This is a genomic window from Planococcus sp. SE5232, assembly GCF_050686535.1.
Classification (GTDB): domain Bacteria; phylum Bacillota; class Bacilli; order Bacillales_A; family Planococcaceae; genus Planococcus.
This window is the reverse complement of record NZ_JBOGCP010000001.1, coordinates 1631352-1653291: the sequence shown is the minus strand read 5'-3', so window position 1 is coordinate 1653291 and position 21940 is coordinate 1631352. Positions and strand designations below refer to the sequence as shown.

The window sequence follows — 21940 nt, the reverse complement described above, 5'->3', positions numbered from 1 at the left end:
CAATTCTCCCTTTCTTCAGAGATACAAAAAGGGCATTGGATCTTCGTCGTGTAACCCAGATTTTTTATCCTAAGTTTTGGCCAATACCTCTTCCAATTCTTCTGTTCCATCCGACTTCTATAAACTTCAAGCCTGCCGATATCTGCTGTGAAATTATGGGGTTGGTTTAACGACCAAACTGGTGGGATCGTCAATCCCATGAGGTGCCGATAAGATTAAGTTGCTATAGCTGTCCAGTCGAACTCCCAGTGCTCTTGCAGTCTCCGGAAATTTATGAGTTGTCCGCCATGATTGCGATTTCGAGGGAAGTTTTTATAACGAACCAGTACTGGATGATCCTTCCGCCATTGGTGATTTTCATCGTGTTGATTTATTGTTTTACTACGATTGCAGAGTCTCTCATGCATAAACAGCTTCTATCTTTCAAACCAGCGAAAGTAAAGAAGCTGCAGGAAAATCAAATCTTGGCTTCTTCATTTAAAAGAATAGACAATTCCAAAGTAACAGACGAAGTGAACTGAACCTATGAAAAAGGAAGGACAGAATCACCTGTAAGGGATTCTTCCTTCCTTTTTTGTTCTTATCCACGTTTATTGCAACTTCAAATTTTCATAGGTTGCCTGATCGCAAATGATAAAGAGCCGGGCACCTTCGGATATAGGATCCCCCATTCTGCGAATAATGCTGAAGTCCGGTCCATCTGCAATCAAATTGGCACCTTGTTCACGCAGCGCATCGAACGCATCTTTGTATATGCGCCAAGAAGGAGAAGGGCTGATTTCCCATATGTTTTCTCCATATGTGTGGTTCAAGAGCTGCATAAATAAACGGCTCGACCCGTGATGTAGCATGGACTTCGTCATCAACTGGGGGAAGATTCACTCGACAGCACAAATTCATTGACTCCGGCATGTTGGAACATCCGGATATGATCTTCGTGTGTGATTTCGACGATGGTATATATATTCCTCTTCTGATCAACGGCATATCTCTCGATAGCGGATGCGATAAGTAAGGTTTTACCATCTGCCTGGACTTCATAATCACTTTCAGAAGCGAATATCGACACAGAGTTCGCACGATCAATGTTTGCTTCCTGCAAAACTTTCGTGTTGGTTGGGTTTCCGCAGATATAGTGAAACCGCTCATGTTTGAAAGGTGCCTCTTCCACATGGTCAATCAACACCACATCTGTTTTAATATCTCTGCTAAGCAAAATTTCTTCGATGGTCTTTTGGACACTTTTCGACCAGCCGATTATCAAGAAATGATCTTTTCCTTTATAAGCCAGTTTTCCTTCCATTTTAAGCCTCCCGTAATAAGTATAAAAATCCACCACTTTTCCAAGTATGATACCCACAAGTCCGATGCCGAATATATAGAGGAATATACCAAACAGCCTACCGGGAACCGTCGTTGGAGAATAATCACCAAAACCCACAGTGGTGACCGTCGTCATCACCCACCAGAAACCAGCAAAAGGGCTGGGAAAAGTTTGCGGTTCGATAATGTAAATAATATATGCACTGGCGATGTAAAACAGACTGGCAAACACAATCAATTTACCCGGATTGATTTTCACAATTCGCTTGATCAGTTCAAACATCCTATAACCTCCAACCTTGATGCATTTCTGATTTCCAGAGCTTTCAGCAGTCAATTAGGCATTTTCACTATAGTTTTTTAATGTATAGAGGAAATCCACACTGACTTTTAGGTATAACTGCAAATTTCGCTATGAACATCAGCACCAGAAACAAAACAGTCAACAGACTTACAGTATTGCTGATCGTTTGAGTTTGAGGAGTGATCCCAAAATAAACAAGAACATTCATCAGTAAAAGAAATACAAATCCTGCAGATGCAAAGGTGTAGAAATGATTTCCGATGAGTAGCCTTCTATTGATGGGATCGGCAGCTGAAATTGTTTTCTGCAAAATTACAGACTGTTGAATCTGTTTGATCAAACCGTATATAAAGATACAAATAAAAAGGAATGGAATTACACCATTGACCCAACTCATAATAACCCTCCCATCGCTTTGTGTTTCTTATTAGTTTATACTATTCCATTACACCATAGAGTGATTTTTCTGTTTATTATTCATCACTTGTTTTATCCTTAAAAAGCTTATTGACATATTTTACTCAACTACGCTAGTATATGAGTTAACCAATAAAATAAAAGGGTTAACTCATAAAGGGGGTACAGGTTTGTCGGAATCGAATTTGAAATTGAGAATGATGATTGTAACAGCATTATTTGCAGCCATTATTGGAGTCTTAGCGCAAGTAACTATTCCATTGCCATTAGTGCCGATTACAGGCCAGACATTAGCAATTGGACTTGCTGCAACTATTTTAGGGGCTAAGTACGGGACATTGTCTGTTTTGGTTTATTTAGGGATCGGTGCAGTGGGAATTCCGGTATTCGCGCAAATGTCAGGCGGTTTAGGCAGCTTGTTTGGACCAACCGGCGGATATTTAATTGGTTTTATCCCAACCGCCTTTATTATCGGGTATTACCTTGAGAAGACGGGCTTTACAGTGACTCATGCAGTTATTGCCAATATCATCGGCATGTTTGTTGCCTTGACTTTCGGAACTGTCTGGTTGAAAATATTCGCAAACCTGTCATGGACAGGTGCTTTTGTGGGAGGATTTTTCCCATTCCTTTTAGTGGGTGTCATCAAAGCCGCACTTGCTGCTTGGATAGGAATCTCCGTCAGAAAACGCTTAAAATCCGCAAGTCTTCTATACAGCGGAAACCACTCCGCTACATGATTTTTTTAGCATCACGATAACTATTTCAAATAAAAAAACTGTCGACCTGCATTTGATGTCGGCAGTTTTTTGATGAGTGCGGAAATTAGATTTCATTTACCTATTTCCCGAACCGCCGGTAGCTATAGGCAAAAACCAGGATGATTCCCGTGCAGACAGCCAGTCCTGCAGCTAAAGCAAATAGACCGATGGCCTTCCACGGGTCGAAAACAGCGACTGCAAAGCTGCCTGCCAATATGGTGCCGGTCAGAACAGCACTTACCTTAACCGGGAGATATCTTCTGTTCAATGCCGACTGGCAGTAGACGGTCAACAAACCGAACAGCAGAAGATAAAGACCTGTAACCGCTATGGGGTTTGCGAGCCAGTGTGCTAGTGCGGATGGTCGGAACTCAGTATTCGGTTCAGGAAAATCCAAGCTCACAGATACTGTTTCCCCGCTGCTATAATCGACGGTCATTGCCTCATAGTCCTCCGGTTGATTTGGCCAATTCGGCTGCATCAAAAAGGCGATCCGATTTTCATGATGAAAAAAAGCTGGAGATACGACAGAAGCATTGAAGTCTGTCAGTCTTTTCGTTTCCCCCGATGAGTTTTCCATCAAAAAAAGTTCGTATTCATATAGCGAGCCATTATTTTTGGATTCTTCCGATACTGCTGTATAAGCCAGCAGCCCTTCATCATTAAAAAAATCCGGATGGTAAAGGTTACTGCTGATGTGCTGCGGCAAATAAGCGCTTTCTATCCCTTCTTCGATTGAATAGGCAACCAGCCGTTGCACACCATCAAATTCTGTATAATAAAGCGTTGTTCCATCGCCTGAAACCGATAAGTCGTCCATTGCAAAAGAGTCTTTGTCAGTAAGCTTAAGAAAATCTCCGCCTTCGGCATTCACTGAAAATAAGTCGGCTCCATTTTCTTTCTCCCCTTCAGGCTTTAAAAAGTCTTCGGCGGGAATCGCCATATAATAAATAGTGCTGCCGTCCGGTGAAAAAGCAGCGTCAGACACATGCACTTCTGTTCCGGTCAATTTTATGGATTCACCAGTTTTCCCGGTTTTGTGATGCAGAGACTGGACGCCGGCACTGTCAGCCGCCAGATACAGAAACCCTTCGCCAACCGGTGAAAATTGAGGCATTCTGTGGTCCTGTTCTTCCGGTTCCGTCACTTTTCTCACTTCCCCGTCTTTCAAGCTTCCCAGATAAATAGCTTCCCTTCCATTTTCATAATAAGAAAATGCAAGAGTCGCATCATCAGGCGATACAGAAATACTTGAACCCAAACCTGAATGAGTACTATACGAGGTCTCGTCATTCAAAACCCCATAGGTGATCGCTGCCACGAAAAGAACAGCGACCATACCGGTGAAAATCAATAGAGTACGATGACTTTTCATTGGACCGCCCTCTCTCCGATACTCGTTGATCGATGTTTGCTTCTCTCCTCGACCATCTGCCTTCTAATACAGGCTGTCCCTGTAGCTCTTCTCCAGAAGTTTGCCGATCGCTTCTTCGTCCACATTCGGCAATTTCGCATGAGCCGCTAAAATTTTCGCACCTTTTGGAAGTTCTTCTTTATCCGCCCATGTTTCAGGATTCCATAGTTCCGACCGTTTAAACGCCTTGGCACAATGAATAAAGCATTCCTCCACTTCGACGCCGATTCCAAGAAGCGGACTTTTTCCGTTAACCGCCATTTTCTCCAATAGTTCTTCGTCGTGGATCACACTGGCTTTTCCGTTGATGCGTAAAGTTTCACCGAGCCCTGGTATCAGAAACAGCAGGCCGATATTCGGATTCGACAAGATGTTCCGCATGGAATCCATCCGTTTGTTACCGGGCCTTTCCGGTATGATCAATTGCTTATCGTTCAATACATAAACAAATCCGGCTTTGTCGCCCCGCGGTGACACATCGCAAAATCCTGATTCGTCAGCTGTTGATAAGGTTAGAAAAGGTGATTTTGCAATAAAACCGCTGCAATGTTCGTCTATGTATGAAATAACCTTATTATTTACGAGTTCACTCGGCTTCCCGGTGATTTCCCTCAGTTCTTCCACTGTCTTTATTGTATTTGGAAATGTGTTTTCGGTCTTCAAAGTTTTCCATCCCCTTCGTTTCAACTTCCCTTTTTATGATGTACAGGATTTCACTTAAACGCTTTATAATTCCATCTTACCTTACATAGCACTTACTATTCCGTGTTTTTAGTTTTCTTTGTATAGTGTAACTTACTATTCCTCGATGAGGGTGCTTATGTAAAAAGCTTAAACCATGCAGAACGATTGCAACATCAATTAAAATGAAAAAACGTCCGCTAAGTGTTTTGGCACTTTACGAACGTTCATTTTTTCTTAATTGAATTTACGAACAGTGAATGATGGGCTCAATTCTTACAATCGTTCATCTCTGCTACAGCACTATTGAATTTGTCGAAATCGAATTCGACGCTGTTGGACTTATAGAAGAAAAGGATGGATTCTTTTTCGCCTTGTGCCAGCAAAAAAGTGACCACGGCTTTCGGGCTTGCCATGTCGATACCGGCTTGGTTAGCATCAGCCAGTTTCATCAGGATGTTGTCCGGTGTTTTACTCACTCCAAGCTCCCCTTTCCTGCTTGCGGTAAATTACGGATGTCCAAAATGGTCGGCAATTCCTTAAAATCAACTCGTTGGGTCATTTCCATCAATAAGCGAGCCGTTTCTTCCGGACTGCTGAGCAATCCGCTCTCTTTGTAATCCAGGAATTTCTCGACTAATGGGAAATCGGCCGCTTCACTTTGGCGAATTTTCTGCTGCATGGCGGTATCGATGATTCCCGGTGCCACAGAGACCACTTTCACATCATCATTTTCCGCATCCAGACACGAACTGAAATGATCAAGTCCCGCTTTTCCGGCACAATAAGCGCTCCAGCCTTCATAGACTTTACGTCCCGCTCCTGAAGAAGTATTGACGATTTTCTTCTCGGCTGAGTTGCTTTTCAGCTGCCGGATGAAAGCACCGCAAAGCAGCATCGGCGCCGTCAAGTTGAGCACGATGCTTTGGCTGACCTGTGCCGAGTCATTGGTGTGGGCAAGTCCAATCGGTTCGATAGTTCCCGCGTTATTCACCAAGACAATCGTTTCGGTTTCTCCAGGAATCAGATTTAAAGCCTGTGCTACGATTTCTTCAATTGCTTCCAGACGGGTCAGATCGAACGGCAGAAAATGCCCACCCGGCCAATTTTCCGGTTCGGTGCGTGCGATCCCGATGACCAAATGACCCGCTTCACTAAGCTGGCGGCTCCATTCAAAACCGATCCCTTTGGATGCTCCGGTAATGATGTATGCTTCTTTTGTCATTACTCCATCCCGCCTTTTTGGTACATGATTTCTCCTGCCACAACCGTCACGGCAACTTGAGCTTCCAGAATCTGTTCTTCATTTCCAGAGAACAGGTCCCGATCGAAAATCGTGAAATCGGCATCAAAGCCTTCACGGATCACACCGCGTTCCGCTTCCTTTCCGATGGCTGCTGCACTGCCGCTTGTATAAAGCTGGATCGCTTCAAAACGCGACAGTTTTTCTTCAGGCTGAAAACCTTCATGGGTTTCATATGGCTTTCTGCGTGTTACTGCCGCATAGATGCCGAGGCACGGATCGACCTCTTCGATCGGCGCATCCGATCCTCCAGCACAAATCAAGCCATGGTCGAGCAGTTTTTTCCATGCATATGCCCATTCCAACCGACTCTCACCCAGACGCTCCACAACCCAAGGGAAATCAGATGTCACAAAGCTCGGCTGGAGATCCAACGCTACATCAATCTTCTTCATGCGCTCCACCAAATCTTCACGAACCACCATTGCGTGAATGAGGCGGTCACGTTTGCCTGCAGGCACCGGATGGGCTTCAATAGCATCCAATGCCATTTCCAATCCCAGATCCCCGATGACATGTATAGCTACAGCTTCCCCATGTTTGCGTGCTATAGAGACCAAGCGCTTGAATTCCTCATCTGATTGGATCGCGACGCCGATTGTTGATGGGTCATCGTTATACGGTTTGCTCAGCAATGCTGTGCGGCCGCCGATTGATCCGTCCGAAAAGATTTTCATCGGGCCCGGATCGACAAACGGTTCAGCGTATGTCGCGTTTTCCATCATGTCTTCAAATGCGCTATGTGCTCTAAGCAGATGCGCACGGAATTTCACCTGATCGCCGATGACATTCTTGAATGCCTGCAAAGGCCGTGAATAATGGCCGTAATAGCCCATATCTTCCGTATGTGCACCCGTCAAACCAAGCGACAGTAAATTGTCTACTGACTTTTGCAGGGCACGCGTCAAATACTCAACGCTGACCTCCGGTACCTGGTTGGCGACAAGATCTTGTGCAGCGTCCAACAGATAGCCGGTCGGCTCTCCATCAGCATCACGCACAATTACACCGCCTTCAGGATCCTGGCTGTCTTTTGTGATGCCGGCAAGTGTCAAAGCACGGGAATTGGCCAGAATCGCATGACGGCATACCCGTTTCAGCAACATCGGTGATTCGCTGATTTCATCAAGTTCATGGCGGTGGAAAATTTTGCGGTCTGCAAAATTGTTTTCGTTCCAGCCTTCTCCGATAAACCATTCCTCTTTGCTCAATCCTTTGGTGGATTCGACCAATTGCTCCCGCATTTCTTCAGAGCTTCCGATTTTCGATAAATCGACACGCATCAGCTTTTCGCCATGGCCGATCATATGCATATGGCTATCGACAAATCCCGGGTACATGCTTTTTCCCTGCAGATCGATTTCCTTGTCAGCCCATTGCTTTAACTCCTCATACGTACCGATTTTCTCTATATGACCATCCGACACCAATACCGCTTCTGCAGTAGCGCCTTCAGTTTCCATTGTATAGATCGTTCCCCCATGCCATAGCACTTTCATCTAACCACTCCTTTTCTCTCTTCCCATCATAAGTTTATTCGCCGTGGCATTCAATATGTTTGGTTTGAATTTTTCAATGATTCACCCGCAAAGCAAAAGCATACCTAAATATGGTATACTGTTTTTACTTATAGAAAGCAGAGGTGAACCCTCCCAATCGGAGGGACGAATTGGACAGTATACTCATTCTCAATTTGTTTTTGGTCGCTCTTTTAATCGGGCTGACCGCTTTATTTGTTGGATCGGAATTTTCAATTATCCGTGTCAGGATGTCCCGCATTGATCAACTTGTATCAGAAGGCAATAAAAATGCCATCTTGACGAAGAAAATCACCAGCAATTTGGATTATTATTTATCCGCTTGCCAATTGGGAATTACAGTAACGGCGCTTGGCCTTGGTTGGCTGGGTGAACCGACTGTCGAACGGATCCTGCATCCGGTTTTTGAAAACTTTGGAATAGAAGAACCGACTGCGTCGATCTTTTCCTTTATCATCGCATTTACCGTCATAACCTTTTTGCACGTGGTGATCGGCGAATTGGCCCCTAAAACTCTGGCGATTCAGTATGCAGAGAAAATGGCCCTTATCTTCGCCCGCCCGCTCTATCTGTTTGGCGTCATTTTACTGCCATTCATCTGGGTGTTGAATGGATCAGCACGTTTGTTGCTGCGCGCTTTCGGCATTGAGCCGTCTGAGCACGAGCATGCCCATTCGGAAGAAGAGTTGAAGATCATCATGACGCAAAGTTACAACAGCGGTGAAATCAATCAAACGGAACTATCGTATATGCAGAATATTTTTTCTTTCGATGAACGGCTGGCAAAAGATGTCATGCTGCCGCGGACACAAATGGAGACCATTTCACTTGAGATGAGCCATGACGATTTAATGGAGATTGTGCGTGACCATCAGTACACCCGTTATCCCGTCACTGAACATGGTGACAAAGATGATATTATCGGCTTTGTCAACGTTAAGGAAATGCTGACCAATTACACCTATAAACAAGATTTGAACGACAGCATCGTCATCCACGATATTCCTTTTGTCCATGACATGGCGCCGATACAGGACGTGTTGCTGAAAATGCAGAAAGAGCATGTCCACATGGCGATAGTCGTCGATGAATACGGCGGAACTGCCGGCGTCATCACGATGGAAGATATTTTGGAGGAAATCGTCGGGGAAATCCGCGATGAGTTTGACGAAGACGAACGCGACGAGATCAAAGCCGTCGATATCAATAATTATTTATTGAACGGCCGCGTGCTCTTGTCTGATCTGGAAGATCGTTTCGCCATCGAGTTTGATGACAGTGAAGATGTCGATACCATCGGCGGCTGGATCCAGTTGAAGAATACAGATATCAGTGAAGGCGAGTCGGTTGAATTGCCGACCCATACCATCACCGTACGCGAAATGGAAAATCATCAGATTATCCGGGTACTCTTAACGCGCACTGCAGAGCGAATCGAATAACCAGAAAAATCCCCGACAACAGAAATTGTTGTCGGGGATTTTTTTATTTTTCTTCCAATAATGATTTTTCGTATTCGAACTTTTTCATCAGCATCTCGCCTGAATAGCCTTCTTCGATCAATTTCGCCAATATCGCTTTGGTTTCATCATCCGCTGCTTCCGGATGTTCGCCGCGGTCAAATTCCACGACGTTTTCTGCGTCTGTAATCCAGTCTGAGAAACTGCCCATATAAAGTCTCAGCTGATCATAGCCTTTTTCAGCCAAGATGGCATAAAGTGCCGCTGCTGTTACGCCGCTGCCGCAATAGACGACAGCTGGTTCATGCTTCTGTACGATATGGCTGATGTCTTCACTCAACTGGAACTCACCCTGAGAAACGAATTGCGCCCAGTCCAGATTTCGCGCTCCTGGAATCCGTCCTGCAACAGGATCGATCGGCTCTTCAAGTCCCGCATAACGCACTGCAGAACGTGCATCAACCAGAACTCCTAATTCGTCGCCGCTGATGACATTTTTCACGTATGCCTGATCAGCGAATATTTCACTGTTGAAATCCGGTTCATAGTCTATGCGTTGAGGGTTTGGCACTTCAGCAGAAACTGCAATTCCCTGCTCTTTCAGTTCATGAAAGCCTTTTTGGCTGATATGGACCTCTTCGAATCCTGCATATTTCAGCAGCCACCAGGCACGTGCCGCAAAAGGAGAACCGCCTTGGTCGTAAATGACAATCGAATCGTTCTTGTTCAATCCGCTTGAACGAATCAATTCAGTCAATTGCTCGTGTGAAGGCATTGGATGCCGCCCTTCATTCGAGGACATATCCGATAGGTCTTTTTCCAGATCCCAAAAGACGGCCCCGGCGACATGTTCTTCTTTGTACATCTTGTGGCCTGCTAATGAATCCTTCAAGTCAAATCGTGCATCTATCCATTTATGGTTTTCGGTATCGATCGTTTCTATAAACACAGACATCGTCTACACCCTTCCGTCCATCAAATTTGAATACAGCTCTTTCCATTGTGCCAATCTTTCAGATTGCTGAAGCAAAGTACGCTCCGAATCGATCTGATCGACGGCTTGGCGGAGAATATGCTGGCGTAAGCCTTCCGCTTCCTGCTCGATCCAGAATTCCGCCCAGTTGCCGAGTTCTTTTTTCTCTTTTTCCAAATAACGCAAGGCATCCGGCTCCATCATGGATTGCAGTGCATCACGCAGCTTCTCTTTTTCATTTTTCTCAAAGAAGCTCTTATTGTTCTTGTAATAGGATTTGACCGATGAATAATCGGCATCCGTGAATGGTTTAGGAATATCCAACGAACCTGCTTCCTGGACTTCATACGGTGTAAATGAAAAGTCCGGATTCAGTTCTTTCAGCTTGGCCGTGTCTTCCTTAAAGCGCATTTCCAGTTTCTTTTCGATAAACTGGCCCAGGCGGAAATTGGTGACACGCAATTCCTGCTGGAAATCAAAGCCGGTCATTTCGTTTATGTCCTGCAACGCGGTATCCAAGGCTTGCTGCGCCGATTTGTTTGAAAAGACCGACGGGTTGAATGCTTCTTTGAAAAAGTCGTTGAAGCGGTAGAAAACCCGCTGATTGACGTAATACAGCAATTCATCCAATTCCTGCAGGGCTTCGCGCTCCAATAGTTTCGCGATGGAAGCGCCAAACAGGATGCGCAGTTGCTGTTCAAGATGCTTGAGTTCTTCCAGCCGTTCGTCTTTTCGCATCAGGTTTTTTTCCGTATGTTCGATCAGGCTCCGAAAACGATCCACCGTTTTCTGTTCTTCCTCCGCCAGTGATTGGACGGCCATGCCTTTCAGCTCTTCCTTCAGGAAATGCTGGAACGCTTCCTCAAACTGCGGCATGCCGGAATGTTCCCGGTCACGCAGCGCTAACAGACTGGATACTCCGAACAACCTTGGGAACCGGATGCCGAAACGCTGCAGCTCGTCTTTCACATAAGTGACGACCGCATCTTTTTCCTGCTCGTCGTTGGCCAAATCGATGGCATTGACGACAAAGAACATTTTATCCATTTCAAAGGCATCTTTGACTCGGCCCAGCTGGATCAGGAATTCCCGGTCCGCCCGCGCAAACGCATGGTTGTAATACGTGATGAACAGGATGGCATCAGCGTTGCGGATGTATTCGAAGGCGACATTGGTATGCCGCGCATTGATGGAATCCGCTCCCGGCGTATCGACCAGCGTTACGCCATTGCGCGTCAGTTCACAATCATAATAAAAGTCGATTTCATCGACAAAGCAGCTTTTTTCTTCTTTCGCTACATACAAACCGAATTCTTCCCGGTCTGTCCGGATGGTTTCACCCAAACGGTCCTTGAAGCCTTCATAGCCTTTGTTGAAGGCGATGATGAACGATTTATGGACCTGTTGTTCAGTCGGCGTATCCTCCGGCAATTTCAGCGACTTGGCGTAGGCATCTTCCAAAGACGTCACTTCAATCCCCAGTACATGGAAGGAGTTTTTAACATCTTCCGTCATCTGGGCACGGGTCTTCAAACGCACATCCGCGGTTTCGTGCGGATGCTTTTCCGTAACTGGACGGATCCGGTTGATGGTTGCCGTCGTCGGATTCGGTGATACCGGCAGGACAGTTTCACCCATCAAGGCATTTGAAAATGACGATTTCCCGGCACTGAATGCACCGAATAATGCGATGGTAAATTCCTGTCCTTCCAGGCGGCCGGCTTTCCGTTTCAAATAGGCGGCCGTTTCGGCAAAGCCTTTGATCGGGTTGATCACTTCTGCGGTGCGGTTGGCACGTTCAAGTACAGCTTTTTCATCGAATGCCGCCACTTCAAGCACTTCAGTCTGTTGTTCCTGTTCGACCTGTTGCTGGTCATCCTTTTCCAGCATCGCCGGATCGAATTCAGTCATCTCTTCAATGGAAACCTCAAACTCTTCCAGCCATTGATCCACTCTTTCTTCGGCGGCTGTTTTTTGCTTCGGCAGCATCGCCGAATAGGATTTTTTCACTTTGTCGATTTTGCTGTCCATTTCTTCAAGCGTCTGGATCGCCAGTACTTTTCTGGACAGATTTTGTGCTTTCATGTCAATTTCCGTGCTGACATCATCCGTCAGTCCTTCGAACTTTTCTTCCTGCGCTTTTTTCCAGCCGTCCGTTTCGCGGATAAACCAGCGCTGGACAGCTGTAGAGATGCTGTTGGCAAAATTCAGCACGGCATCTCCCGTCGTGGAAGCACCTGTTGGGTTTTGATCTTCGACTATAGCAAATGGCACATCAAAGACCATATCATCGATCGCCAGGGATTCACTGTCGGTCAATAATCCAGCATCCTTCAAAGAAGCCTTCATCAATTTCTTCAGGTGGTTGGTGATTTGGGAAGAAACGGTCGAATCCAGCCGCTCGTCCACTTCCTGTTTTCTTTTCTGGCGTTCTTCTTCTGTCTTTTTGCCGCTGAACAGCATACCTACTTTGAAATTCGGTTGGACCGACTCCAAGTAGCTTGTCAATGCGCTGCGCAGTTCATAGGGCATGATATTCGAGCTTTCCAATAGTTCCTTGCGGCTCTTTTCGAATTTGGCCTGCCAGTTTTCAAAATCCTGCACAGACATTCTGCGTGACACCAATGCGTTTTCCTTTTTCAAGTCTTCACGCATTTCCCATTCTTCCGGATCAAGAACTTCAGAAAATGCCTGCAGGCGCTCCGCTTTTTCATCTTCCAAAAACTTGATGTGCTCATCCTTCAATTGGTCCAAGGCCGAATCCGAAGCTTCGCCGATATGGCCTTTCCAGTTCTGCATGGTCGATGACACCAATTCTTTGACCTGTTCGAAATCATTGCCAGGGAAAGTGAAGTCCTTCAAAGATGTAAAGAAGATGCCTTTTGGAACGACTCCCCATGCTGCAAACGAATCATGTACGGTTTGCTGGAAATCCGCAAAGCTCATTTCGCTGCTTTGATGCTTGTCGATTTGGTTGACGATCAAGTACAGCTCGGTGTATTTCTGCAGTTCTTTCGTGAAATTGAAATTCAATTCGGATTGCACATGGTTATAGTCCATGACATAAAAGACCATGTCTGCCACATGCAGAGCCGATTCTGTCGACAGCCGGTGAGCGTCATCCGTCGAATCGACGCCAGGCGTATCCATGACGGTGATGCCTTTCGGCAAGACAGAAGCTTGGTGGCCGATGTCGATCTGTGTGACATCCCCGCTTTTGCAGAATTCCTTAACAGCGTTAAAATCGTAATTCTCGGGAAAATAGACAGGCTTCTCGTTTCGCATATTGACGATGGCGAAGTCCTTATCCGCTTTCTGGACATTAACGATATTGGCACTCGTCGGAATCGGGCTGGATGGCAATAAAGTCTCACCTGTCAGCGCGTTGATCATGGATGACTTACCGGATGAAAAATGGCCGGCAAAGCCGATGATGAAATTATTCTTCAAGATTTTCTTCGCAAATAAATGGGCTTTCGCTTCACGCTCTGTATCTTCGTTGTCTCTGAAGATCTTGTAGAGATGTGCCGTTTCAAGTAATTCTTTTTTATGATCCAGAACTGTCATTTAGAAATCTCCTTCTCCGCTTACTGCTCTCTATCATATCATTTTTACGTCAGAACGAAAAACATCCTTCCTGAAATCAGGAAGGATGTCCACTTTCTTATGAAAATCCATGGATGGACATGCCGCCATCGACGAAAAGCGTCTGCCCCGTAATATAACTTGCTGCATCCGAAGCCAGAAACACGACCGGTGATGCCACTTCCGGCAACTCCCCGACCCGTTTCATCGGTGTCACTGCCAAGATCGAATCCAAATACTCCGGATCGCTTAAGATCTTTTCCGTTAAAGGTGTTTTAAAATACCACGGTCCAATCGCATTGACACGGATATTCTTCGGGCCCCATTCCATCGCCATGACTTTGGTCATCTGGATGATTGCAGCTTTGGATGCCGCATAAACCACACCGGTCTTCAACGCACGGTCGCCTCCGACTGAACTGATATTGATGATGGAACTGCCGCTGTCCATCTTTTTGACGGCTTCCTGTGAAAACATGAAGACACTTTGTGCGTTAGTGTCCATAATCTGATGCCATTCCGCGTCCGTTGCCTCCGACAAAGAGGAGCGGATATTCATTCCGGCATTATTGACGAGAATATCAAGCGCTCCGAATCGCTGCATCGTTCTTTCGATTGCAGCCAGAATGTCGCTGCGCTTTGTAATGTCCGCAAGCACATAGGATGTGCGGTCATTGCCGATTTCTTTCTGGGTTTGCTTTAGATCGGCTTCAGTCCGCGCTACCAGCATGACATTGGCTCCCGCTTCTGCAAGCGCCATGGCGATCGCTTTGCCGATTCCTTTCCCTGCGCCTGTCACAATCGCCGTCTTGCCTTTCAAACTGAATGATTTCAACATCGTTTATCGCCTCCGCTCCTATTATAATCAAACAATTCGTTGTTTGTCCTAAAAATAAGAAAACCGCCGTGAAAATTCACGGCGGTTCTTTGGTCAATTATCCAGTTGATAGATCTTCGAATATTTCTCTTCCAGGTACTCAGCCAAGTGATCCGGGTTTAGTCCTTCTCCCGTGACTTCCTTAAGAATTTCCAATGGTTTTTTAAACGCCCCATGATGATGGATATTTTTGCTCAACCACTCACGAATCGGCGTGATGTCCCGCTCCGCCAATAGCTCATCGAAATTCGGCAAATCCTTCAGCATCGCATTCTTGAGCTGCGCCGCATACATATAACCCAGTGCATAAGATGGGAAATAACCGAAGCTCGCGCCTGCCCAATGGACATCCTGCAGCACGCCTTCCGCGTCATTGGAAGGCCGGACGCCCAAATACTCTTCGTATTTGTCGTTCCATAACTGTGGCAAATCACTGACCTGTAAATCTCCATCAAATAACCCTTTTTCAAGTTCATAACGGACCATAATATGCAATGCATACGACAGTTCATCCGCTTCAATTCGAATCAAGGACGGTTTGGATTCATTGATTGCCCGCACATAATCCGCTAGTTCGACTTCAGCAAATTGCTTGGGAGCATATTCCTTCAAAAGGCCGAAGTTTTTCTGCCAGAAATGTTCATTGCGGCCGATAAAGTTTTCGCAGAACAAGGACTGGGATTCATGGATCCCCATAGATGCACCCGTCTCAATCGGCAACCCAGCTAATGCTTCACCCAAATTCTGTTCGTACATGGCATGTCCGCCTTCATGGATTGTGCCGAAGACGGCGTTGCGGAAATCGCCTTCGTCGTATTTGGTCGTTACGCGGATATCCTGCCGGTTAATCGATATCATGAACGGGTGAACCGTTTCATCCAGTCTGCCTGCTTCGAAATCATAGCCCAGCTGCTCCAGCATCTGTCGGCTGAAGTCCTGCTGTGCCTGTTTCGGAAAATGGTCATAGAGAAATGCCGTTTCCGGCTTGTTTGGTGAAGCGGCAATTTTTTGAACCAATGGCACGATGCGTTCGCGCAGCTTGCCGAATACCTCATCCAGAACTTCAGTAGTCATCCCCGGTTCGTACTGATCGAGCAAGGTATTATAGGGACTGCCATTTTTTTCACCCCAATAGCCGACCATTTTTTTCGTACTGCTGACCAAATCCTCCAGATAAGGAAGGAATAACGAAAAGTCCGAAGCTTCTTTAGCGGTTTCCCATACCGATTCCGCTTTCGATTTCAAAATGATGAATTCTTTGTATTCTGCAGGAGGGACCTTTTTGCTCAAATCGTATTCTTTGCGGGCTTCTTCTACAGAACGGCGGATAAAAGGATCCAGCGTTGCCTGATTCGCTTCCAAAGAAGACAGCAATTCGCCGAACTCATCCGATGTCGATAGATTGAATACTTCCGCAGATAAGGTACCGATGCTTTCAGAGCGAAGTTCCACTCCTTTTTTGGGAGCACCTGTCCGCAAATCCCAGTACAATAACGCGATAGCTTCTTCATAACCCTTAATCTTGCTGAAATGATCAGTAAACTGTTTTTCGAGTGACACAAAAATCCCTCCAATGGTTGATGAGACTATTGTATCACAAGGAAACCAGCAGCTTAAAAATTTTCAGCAGGCACCGGCAGGATTGTTTCCCATAGATGTTCCACGCGCAATTCGTCTTCATTGAGCAATAGATGAATTTCTCCATAATCCTTCGAGGTCCGGATCAGACGTCCAATTCCCTGCTGGATGCGAAGCTGCATGAAAGGCAAATCGATTTCTTCCAGCGGATTATTGCTGAATTTGCGCTTGGCATCAAAAACAGGATCTTTCGGTGGGAATGGCAGATCAACGATGATGACTTTCGTCAATGCTTCACCGGGCAGATCCAAACCTTCCCATAGATGATAGGAACATAGAATCTGGAACTTGCCTTCCTGGAACTCCTTGACGACCGTCGACAGCTCACGGTCCCCTTCGAATTCAATGGTGTATTGATGGTCCAAAGGCAGGGATTTCTTGAAGTTATCCATTTCCATCTTCGAAGTGAACAACACCAGCGACTGATCACCTGTACTGAACAGGTCATAGACACGTTCGAATTTCTGCTCTTGTTCAAGCGGATGCTTGAAGATTTTCATAACATCTTCATAGTCGAATGGAGATGGTACAGAAAACGATTGGTATTTGTCGATTCCAAGACTATCCGATAGGTAAGTGAAATCTTTTTGGATCGATAAGGTAGCGGAAGAAAAAATGATCGGAATTTTTCCGTCAAATAGTTTTTCATCCAATATATCCGTTACAAGGCGCGGCATGATGACCAGCGTCTCGATTTCGTCTTTTATTTCCAGCCACGTTACAGCATCGCCTTCTTCGACAAACAAACGCATCGAGAAGGTGTATTGCTCAAAATACTCTTCCGCCAGACGCAGTTCGTATTCCGGAATGGTGAACAGCTCGCCTTCAAAGACAAATTCCTCCATCATCAAATCGATGTGGCGAATCAGCATTTTGCCGACTTTGACCAATTCCGGCGCTTTGGTGATCGCTTTTCGGTCTTCGATGCTTTCGACGGTATGGATGCGCAGCAGACGGAAAAATTCGTTGTGCAGATCGATTGTCTGCTCAATCATGTTCAAGGTTTTTTCGCGCATGCCATCGGAAAGAATGCTTTCCGTTACATCTTGAAGCGTGCTTTCCTGTACTTCATAAGTCAATGCACGCTGTGCGGAAAATTCCAGCAGATGGCCTTCATCCAGTACGATTTGGGAGAATTCAGGAAGCAAAGGTGTCTGCCCTTCACGTTTGCGTGTTTCTTTTGTCCAAATATGCTCCATTAGGAAGTCATGCGAGCAAATGACCAGATCCGTCGCCTGGCGGTAATGGTTGCGGTGGATGGTCTGTCCGCATTTATTGCGCAGTTCACAGGCATTGCAGTTCTGGATCGGGTGGTAGTTGACTTGCTGCCATTCTTCATCCGTGACTTCCGGATAACTTGAGCGTTCACCGTATGGATAAGTGTTTTGCATAGAATAGGTTTTGTTGACGAATTCCGGTAGGCTGTATTCGATATCGTCCAGAAAATCAGCATCGCTGCGTTTTTTTGCACCTTCCAGGCGCTGGAGACATAAATACTGGTCGCGGGATTTCGCCAATCGGACATCCAGGTTCAAGTCAAACAGCTCATTCAGGCGGTCAACATCCCCGCCCTTTTTCACCAATTGCTCGATCAGGGTTTCATCTGCACACGATATAAGTGCCGGTTTCCCGGTATAGCGGGCATAGGCGATGGCCGGAAGCAGGTAGGCCATGGTTTTCCCTGTCCCTACGCCTGCTTCTGCAAACAACACTGCTTTTTCTTTCAATGCCTGTTCGATTTGGAAAGACATGAACACTTGTTCATCACGTAGATCATAGCCCTTTTCAGGCAACTCGTCGTAGAAGATATCGCCGATCCAGTCATTGAGTGATTCAAAGAAAGTTTTGTCCTTCGTTAAAGGGAATGGTAGTGGCTGTCTCATAAACTCTCCTCACAGAGAAACGGAAGAGCTGCTGCCCTTCCGTCTCGTCTCATTTATTTTTTAGAACGTTCTCCCCAGAACTGGAAAAGATCTGTACGGATAAACCCGTTGAATAATTTACGTTTTTTTGTTGCTGGCTGACCATAAAGGGTTTCGAAACGCCCCATGGAGGACAGCATGTAGACTGACCATGTCGGATGCTGCGCAAATACGCGGCCCATGTCAGCAATCATTTCTTCGATGACTTCAATTTCACCAAGACGCTCTCCGTAAGGTGGGTTGCCGACGACAACGCCGTTTTCTTCTGTCGTGGTGAAATCTTTTACTTGGCGCTGCTCGAATTGGATCAAGTCAGCAAAACCGGCTTCCCGGGCATTTTCTTCCGCAATCTTCAGCATGCGATGATCGATATCTGTCCCCAGAATGTTAAGCGGTTGGTCATAGTTCGCCAACTCTTCCGCTTCTTCGCGGACTTCATCCCAAATTTCCTGACCGATCCATGGCCACTCTTCGCTGTCGAAATCACGGTTATAGCCAGGCGCCAGGTTTTGTCCGATCATTGCCGCCTCGATGGCGATGGTTCCGGAACCACAGAACGGATCCACGAATGGACGGTCGGGAGTCCAACGTGATAATTTCACCAAGGCCGCAGCCAAGGTTTCTTTTAATGGTGCTTCACCCTGATCCAGGCGGTAGCCGCGTTTATGAAGGCCGGCTCCACTCGTATCGATGGATAGTTGGACCTTGTCTTTTAAAATCGATACTTCTATTTTAAAGCGCGGTCCGGTTTCATCCAAAAAGGAATTGCGGTGATACGCTTTTTTCAAACGCTCAACAATCGCTTTTTTAACAATGGACTGACAGTTGGGCACACTGTGCAAAGTCGATTTAACCGATTTCCCTTGTACCGGGAATTCAGCATCCACCGGCAGGAATTTTTCCCACTCGATTTCTTTTGTGCGTTCGAACAGTTCATCAAAGGTATATGCATTGAATTCACCAGCAATGATCTTGACGCGGTCAGCTGTCCGCAGCCATAGGTTTGTTTTGGCGATATCGCGTTCATTTCCTTCAAAAAATACTTTGCCGTTCTCAGTTTCCGTTTCGTACCCTAAATCTTTTACTTCGTTGGCTACAATGGACTCAAGGCCCATCGCGGCGGTTGCGAGCAATTTAAATGTTGTCATAACGACTCCCTCTCCAGTTGTTCACTATTTCAGATTTCGGTGTTTGTTTTATTGGTGGTCAATTGACCTACCTATATATTTTCAGTGTATAGGTTAATCTCTTTTTAATATTAACTCCTTTTCTGCTGTTGATATTCCGCAAACCAACTCCGCTTTCCTGCGGGCTTGCGCCGAACTAACTCGGACTTGCTGTCCGAGTGGATTTCGGCACTTCGCTATACCTTGGGAGTCTCCGTTGGTGTGCTCCATATCTTTTTAAATCAGAAAAATAAGGAAGCAAATTTTATAAATCTTGTAGGTTATTCCGCAAAACATTTAAGTTTGTATTCTCTGGATATCTCTTAGAAGAAAGAGTGGAAGGCGGCGACTCCTGCGGGAAAGCGGAGTGATGAGACCCCGCAGGAGCTTGCGACGAGGAGGCTCAACGCTTCGCCCGCGGAAAGCGTCCGCCTGAAACGATTTCTTCAAAATCTATGCTTTTAAACATTCCGTCTTTTAATATGAAGAAAAGCTCCCCCAAAAGGGGAGCCTTTGATAAGCATTTTAAGACCATGTGAAATTCTATAAGCCATGTTTTGTTTCCACGTACTCAAACGGTTTGCACCTTGTACTAGTGGACAGCAACCATCTATCTGCAAACTTGCGTCTGCCTCTTCATCGGTTCATTTCCCTCAGAAAAGTGCCCCTACCATAATTTGGGTTTCTCGCTCACGGGGTTTACCTCGTTCCACCTGTATAATTTCTTATACAGCTCCGTCACTGTGGCACCTTCAGGGTATTTCGGCCATATCCGAAGACTTAGGCGTTCTACCCGCCGTCAGCTATTGCTAGCTGCCCCAGCTTATTGTTTCACTGGGCGCGATCACTACGGTCATCTCAGAACCGTGCGAGCATGGACTTTCCTCTCCAGCTAAAAAGCCGGAGCGATTGCCAGAATTTCAAATGGCTTTATAAGTATACGTCATTTGATGCAATAAAACAATCGTTTTAGTTGTTGTCCAGTTTGTTTCCGAAAACATGGTTCTCTAAATGGGATAGGCGGCGCAAAATATCGAAATTGGTTGTGCCGGGAGCCGGTGTCGCCTGTTTTCTTGGTGTATCTTCCAATTCCATACGCAAGCGTTTGTTTTCATTTTGAAGTTGTTCGATCCGCTTCGAGAAAGCTTCGTAATCCTGGATGATTTCGTCCAGGAAATGGTCCACTTCATCCTGATTGTAACCGCGCATCGCTGTTTTAAAATCTTTTTCAAGTATATCTTTAGATGTGAATTTATTTTCCATTCCAATCGTCCTTCCATAAAAAACTACCTTATGCTAAGTATAGCATAAGGTGGATTTTTCGTGTTTAGTTCTCTTCAAGTTCCGGGCGTTTTTTTCGCTTTTTCTCTTCCAGGCGCGCCAATCTTTTACGGATGTCTTCAATGAGCGACTGGCGCACTTTCGTATGCTCGCTTGCTTCTTTTGCAAAGCCGGCCATGATGACTGCCTGATCCAAATCACGCAGTTGATGCTCGTACAATTTGGCTGCATGGATCCATGCTTCCACTTCGATGCTGCCGCGCAAGTGAGGGGCAGCTTCCTTGAACAATTTAACGGCTTCCTCCGGCTGGCCACCTCTTTTTTTCTGAATGGCCAACAAATAACGCGCTAATGCAGAAGAGGCTCCTCTTTCGACCGTAACATGTTCGAGATAAGCCGCACTTTGGTCGAACTGCTTCAAGTCGGCATACCATTTGCCGATATTGGTGTAGGCACCGCTCGTTTCCGATTCCATATCCTCCATCAGTAAATTGGATGACAATACATACAATGACACCAGTGACAGGATATCCAGTTCATTGTGGTACAGAACTTTTGCCAGGCCATCCGGAAAACCGCTCTTCACTGCATCGAGGTAGATGGCGGGAATCAGGTAGCCCGGCACATCCCCCTGCCGCATAAAACCGAGCTTCTCCTCTTCGATGGTGCTCAGCTTCATCCGGGCCAATTCATTTTTCCAGATCCGTTTGGTGCCATGGAACAAATCGATTTGGCGCGGCACCGGCAATTTCGGAAGAATGTGTCGATGCATGGTCCAGCGGGACATCAGCTGGGGCCAATCGAAGCTTTTGCCGTTATAGGAAAAGATGATGGGATCATCCGTTTTCCATAGACCGGTCTCATATAGAAACGCCGCTTCATGCGAAGGGTCCGGCATGATGTATTGCATCATCTCGAAATGATCACTGCGCTTGACCAATAGGCCGATCAAAAAGATATAAGCACCCGTTCCGCTGAGCCCTGTCGTCTCCGTATCGAAAAAGACGAGCGGATCCTCTTCCTTCAGTTTGAAAGGGTGGTCAAAATCCGTATTTTCCCAGGCCTTCAGTACGGAATCCAGTTCATTCAAGGTAACGGATCCATGAAGGGTATCGAGCGGATAGATGATTTTCTTCCGAAAGACAAATCCGAATTTATTCTCGACAAGCTCCAAACCGATCCTATTCCATTTATCTTCGTGAAGCGGCCGCTCTGCCGCTTTGGGCTGCTGCTTCTGGGCAGGCTTTTTCTTCAACATGCCTTTCATCTGGAGAAGCTTATTTTCAAACGACATCCC

The 21940-nt window shown here is 46.1% G+C and carries 20 protein-coding genes and 1 other RNA gene; 3 read left to right on the top strand and 18 right to left on the bottom strand.

Annotation, left to right across the window (positions count from 1 at the left end; translation table 11 throughout):
- Positions 1-153 precede the first annotated feature (153 nt).
- The gene (locus ACRC6Q_RS07790; RefSeq protein WP_431466327.1) at positions 154-237 is read right to left on the bottom strand and encodes a hypothetical protein; all 84 of its coding nucleotides are present in this window, start codon (positions 235-237) and stop codon (positions 154-156) included.
- Between the two features lie 50 nt (positions 238-287).
- Between ACRC6Q_RS07790 and ACRC6Q_RS07785 the strand changes: the two genes are divergently transcribed.
- Positions 288-521: a hypothetical protein gene (locus ACRC6Q_RS07785; RefSeq protein WP_431466163.1), complete on the top strand. Its 234-nt coding sequence runs from the start codon at positions 288-290 to the stop codon at positions 519-521.
- Positions 522-590: 69 nt separating this feature from the next.
- Here the strand turns inward: ACRC6Q_RS07785 and ACRC6Q_RS07780 are convergent, their stop codons facing one another.
- The 3 genes from ACRC6Q_RS07780 to ACRC6Q_RS07770 form a co-directional block, all read right to left on the bottom strand.
- Positions 591-851, bottom strand: a complete 261-nt coding sequence (locus tag ACRC6Q_RS07780; protein WP_431466162.1) for a hypothetical protein — start codon at positions 849-851, stop codon at positions 591-593.
- Positions 852-862: 11 nt separating this feature from the next.
- On the bottom strand, positions 863-1606 hold the full coding sequence (locus ACRC6Q_RS07775; RefSeq protein ID WP_431466161.1) for a potassium channel family protein: 744 nt from the start codon (positions 1604-1606) through the stop codon (positions 863-865).
- A 67-nt stretch (positions 1607-1673) separates the two neighbouring features.
- Positions 1674-2024, bottom strand: coding sequence for a hypothetical protein (locus ACRC6Q_RS07770; RefSeq protein WP_431466160.1), 351 nt, complete (start codon positions 2022-2024; stop codon positions 1674-1676).
- A gap of 190 nt (positions 2025-2214) precedes the next feature.
- Between ACRC6Q_RS07770 and ACRC6Q_RS07765 the strand changes: the two genes are divergently transcribed.
- A complete protein-coding gene (locus ACRC6Q_RS07765) occupies positions 2215-2784 on the top strand; it encodes a biotin transporter BioY (RefSeq protein WP_431466159.1) in 570 nt (189 codons plus the stop codon).
- 100 nt (positions 2785-2884) lie between these two features.
- On the opposite strand, the gene ACRC6Q_RS07760 is transcribed toward ACRC6Q_RS07765, so the two are convergent.
- The 5 genes from ACRC6Q_RS07760 to ACRC6Q_RS07740 form a co-directional block, all read right to left on the bottom strand.
- Complete coding sequence (locus ACRC6Q_RS07760; protein ID WP_431466158.1) at positions 2885-4180, bottom strand: TolB family protein; 1296 nt, start codon at positions 4178-4180, stop codon at positions 2885-2887.
- A 63-nt stretch (positions 4181-4243) separates the two neighbouring features.
- On the bottom strand, positions 4244-4882 hold the full coding sequence (locus ACRC6Q_RS07755) for a pyridoxamine 5'-phosphate oxidase family protein (RefSeq protein ID WP_431466157.1): 639 nt from the start codon (positions 4880-4882) through the stop codon (positions 4244-4246).
- Between the two features lie 287 nt (positions 4883-5169).
- A complete protein-coding gene (locus tag ACRC6Q_RS07750) occupies positions 5170-5379 on the bottom strand; it encodes a hypothetical protein (protein ID WP_223632707.1) in 210 nt (69 codons plus the stop codon).
- Positions 5376-6125 (bottom strand): SDR family NAD(P)-dependent oxidoreductase, encoded by a 750-nt coding sequence (locus ACRC6Q_RS07745; protein WP_431466156.1) that lies wholly within the window; start codon positions 6123-6125, stop codon positions 5376-5378. The genes ACRC6Q_RS07750 and ACRC6Q_RS07745 overlap by 4 nt, the downstream gene beginning before the upstream one ends.
- Complete coding sequence (locus tag ACRC6Q_RS07740; RefSeq protein ID WP_223632712.1) at positions 6125-7702, bottom strand: amidohydrolase; 1578 nt, start codon at positions 7700-7702, stop codon at positions 6125-6127. The genes ACRC6Q_RS07745 and ACRC6Q_RS07740 overlap by 1 nt, the downstream gene beginning before the upstream one ends.
- A 170-nt stretch (positions 7703-7872) precedes the next feature.
- Here ACRC6Q_RS07740 and ACRC6Q_RS07735 point away from each other — a divergent pair, with 170 nt between their 5' ends.
- Positions 7873-9183 carry a hemolysin family protein gene (locus ACRC6Q_RS07735; RefSeq protein ID WP_223632715.1) on the top strand — a complete coding sequence of 437 codons (1311 nt, stop codon included), beginning with the start codon at positions 7873-7875 and terminating at the stop codon, positions 9181-9183.
- A 43-nt stretch (positions 9184-9226) separates the two neighbouring features.
- Here the strand turns inward: ACRC6Q_RS07735 and ACRC6Q_RS07730 are convergent, their stop codons facing one another.
- The 9 genes from ACRC6Q_RS07730 to ACRC6Q_RS07690 all read right to left on the bottom strand — a co-directional run bounded on the left by ACRC6Q_RS07730 (position 9227) and on the right by ACRC6Q_RS07690 (position 21937).
- Positions 9227-10156, bottom strand: coding sequence for a sulfurtransferase (locus tag ACRC6Q_RS07730; protein ID WP_431466155.1), 930 nt, complete (start codon positions 10154-10156; stop codon positions 9227-9229).
- A gap of 3 nt (positions 10157-10159) precedes the next feature.
- Positions 10160-13741, bottom strand: coding sequence for a dynamin family protein (locus ACRC6Q_RS07725; protein WP_431466154.1), 3582 nt, complete (start codon positions 13739-13741; stop codon positions 10160-10162).
- Positions 13742-13838: 97 nt separating this feature from the next.
- A complete protein-coding gene (locus ACRC6Q_RS07720) occupies positions 13839-14597 on the bottom strand; it encodes an SDR family NAD(P)-dependent oxidoreductase (protein ID WP_431466153.1) in 759 nt (252 codons plus the stop codon).
- Between the two features lie 93 nt (positions 14598-14690).
- Positions 14691-16196, bottom strand: coding sequence for a carboxypeptidase M32 (locus ACRC6Q_RS07715; protein ID WP_431466152.1), 1506 nt, complete (start codon positions 16194-16196; stop codon positions 14691-14693).
- A 53-nt stretch (positions 16197-16249) separates the two neighbouring features.
- The gene (locus ACRC6Q_RS07710; protein ID WP_431466151.1) at positions 16250-18157 is read right to left on the bottom strand and encodes an ATP-dependent DNA helicase; all 1908 of its coding nucleotides are present in this window, start codon (positions 18155-18157) and stop codon (positions 16250-16252) included.
- A 53-nt stretch (positions 18158-18210) separates the two neighbouring features.
- Entirely contained in the window at positions 18211-19344 is a 1134-nt protein-coding gene (locus tag ACRC6Q_RS07705) for a THUMP domain-containing class I SAM-dependent RNA methyltransferase (RefSeq protein ID WP_431466150.1), read from the bottom strand.
- Between the two features lie 559 nt (positions 19345-19903).
- An RNA gene (gene rnpB / locus ACRC6Q_RS07700) (RNase P RNA component class B) lies at positions 19904-20283 on the bottom strand.
- A 48-nt stretch (positions 20284-20331) separates the two neighbouring features.
- A complete protein-coding gene (gene gpsB, locus ACRC6Q_RS07695) occupies positions 20332-20625 on the bottom strand; it encodes a cell division regulator GpsB (RefSeq protein ID WP_223632736.1) in 294 nt (97 codons plus the stop codon).
- A 64-nt stretch (positions 20626-20689) separates the two neighbouring features.
- The gene (locus ACRC6Q_RS07690) at positions 20690-21937 is read right to left on the bottom strand and encodes a ribonuclease H-like domain-containing protein (protein WP_431466149.1); all 1248 of its coding nucleotides are present in this window, start codon (positions 21935-21937) and stop codon (positions 20690-20692) included.
- Between the last annotated feature and the right edge of the window lie 3 nt (positions 21938-21940).

What these genes read in the sequence shown, in the direction of transcription:
- ACRC6Q_RS07730 (WP_431466155.1), bottom strand. Translation starts at nt 10,156, where the DNA reads ATGTCTGTGTTTATAGAAACGATCGATACCGAAAACCATAAATGGATA.
- ACRC6Q_RS07690 (WP_431466149.1), bottom strand. Translation starts at nt 21,937, where the DNA reads ATGTCGTTTGAAAATAAGCTTCTCCAGATGAAAGGCATGTTGAAGAAA.
- ACRC6Q_RS07710 (WP_431466151.1), bottom strand. Translation starts at nt 18,157, where the DNA reads ATGAGACAGCCACTACCATTCCCTTTAACGAAGGACAAAACTTTCTTT.
- ACRC6Q_RS07725 (WP_431466154.1), bottom strand. Translation starts at nt 13,741, where the DNA reads ATGACAGTTCTGGATCATAAAAAAGAATTACTTGAAACGGCACATCTC.
- ACRC6Q_RS07760 (WP_431466158.1), bottom strand. Translation starts at nt 4,180, where the DNA reads ATGAAAAGTCATCGTACTCTATTGATTTTCACCGGTATGGTCGCTGTT.
- ACRC6Q_RS07775 (WP_431466161.1), bottom strand. Translation starts at nt 1,606, where the DNA reads ATGTTTGAACTGATCAAGCGAATTGTGAAAATCAATCCGGGTAAATTG.
- gpsB (WP_223632736.1), bottom strand. Translation starts at nt 20,625, where the DNA reads ATGGAAAATAAATTCACATCTAAAGATATACTTGAAAAAGATTTTAAA.
- ACRC6Q_RS07705 (WP_431466150.1), bottom strand. Translation starts at nt 19,344, where the DNA reads ATGACAACATTTAAATTGCTCGCAACCGCCGCGATGGGCCTTGAGTCC.
- ACRC6Q_RS07720 (WP_431466153.1), bottom strand. Translation starts at nt 14,597, where the DNA reads ATGTTGAAATCATTCAGTTTGAAAGGCAAGACGGCGATTGTGACAGGC.
- ACRC6Q_RS07745 (WP_431466156.1), bottom strand. Translation starts at nt 6,125, where the DNA reads ATGACAAAAGAAGCATACATCATTACCGGAGCATCCAAAGGGATCGGT.
- ACRC6Q_RS07785 (WP_431466163.1), top strand. Translation starts at nt 288, where the DNA reads ATGATTGCGATTTCGAGGGAAGTTTTTATAACGAACCAGTACTGGATG.
- ACRC6Q_RS07770 (WP_431466160.1), bottom strand. Translation starts at nt 2,024, where the DNA reads ATGAGTTGGGTCAATGGTGTAATTCCATTCCTTTTTATTTGTATCTTT.
- ACRC6Q_RS07780 (WP_431466162.1), bottom strand. Translation starts at nt 851, where the DNA reads ATGCTACATCACGGGTCGAGCCGTTTATTTATGCAGCTCTTGAACCAC.
- ACRC6Q_RS07740 (WP_223632712.1), bottom strand. Translation starts at nt 7,702, where the DNA reads ATGAAAGTGCTATGGCATGGGGGAACGATCTATACAATGGAAACTGAA.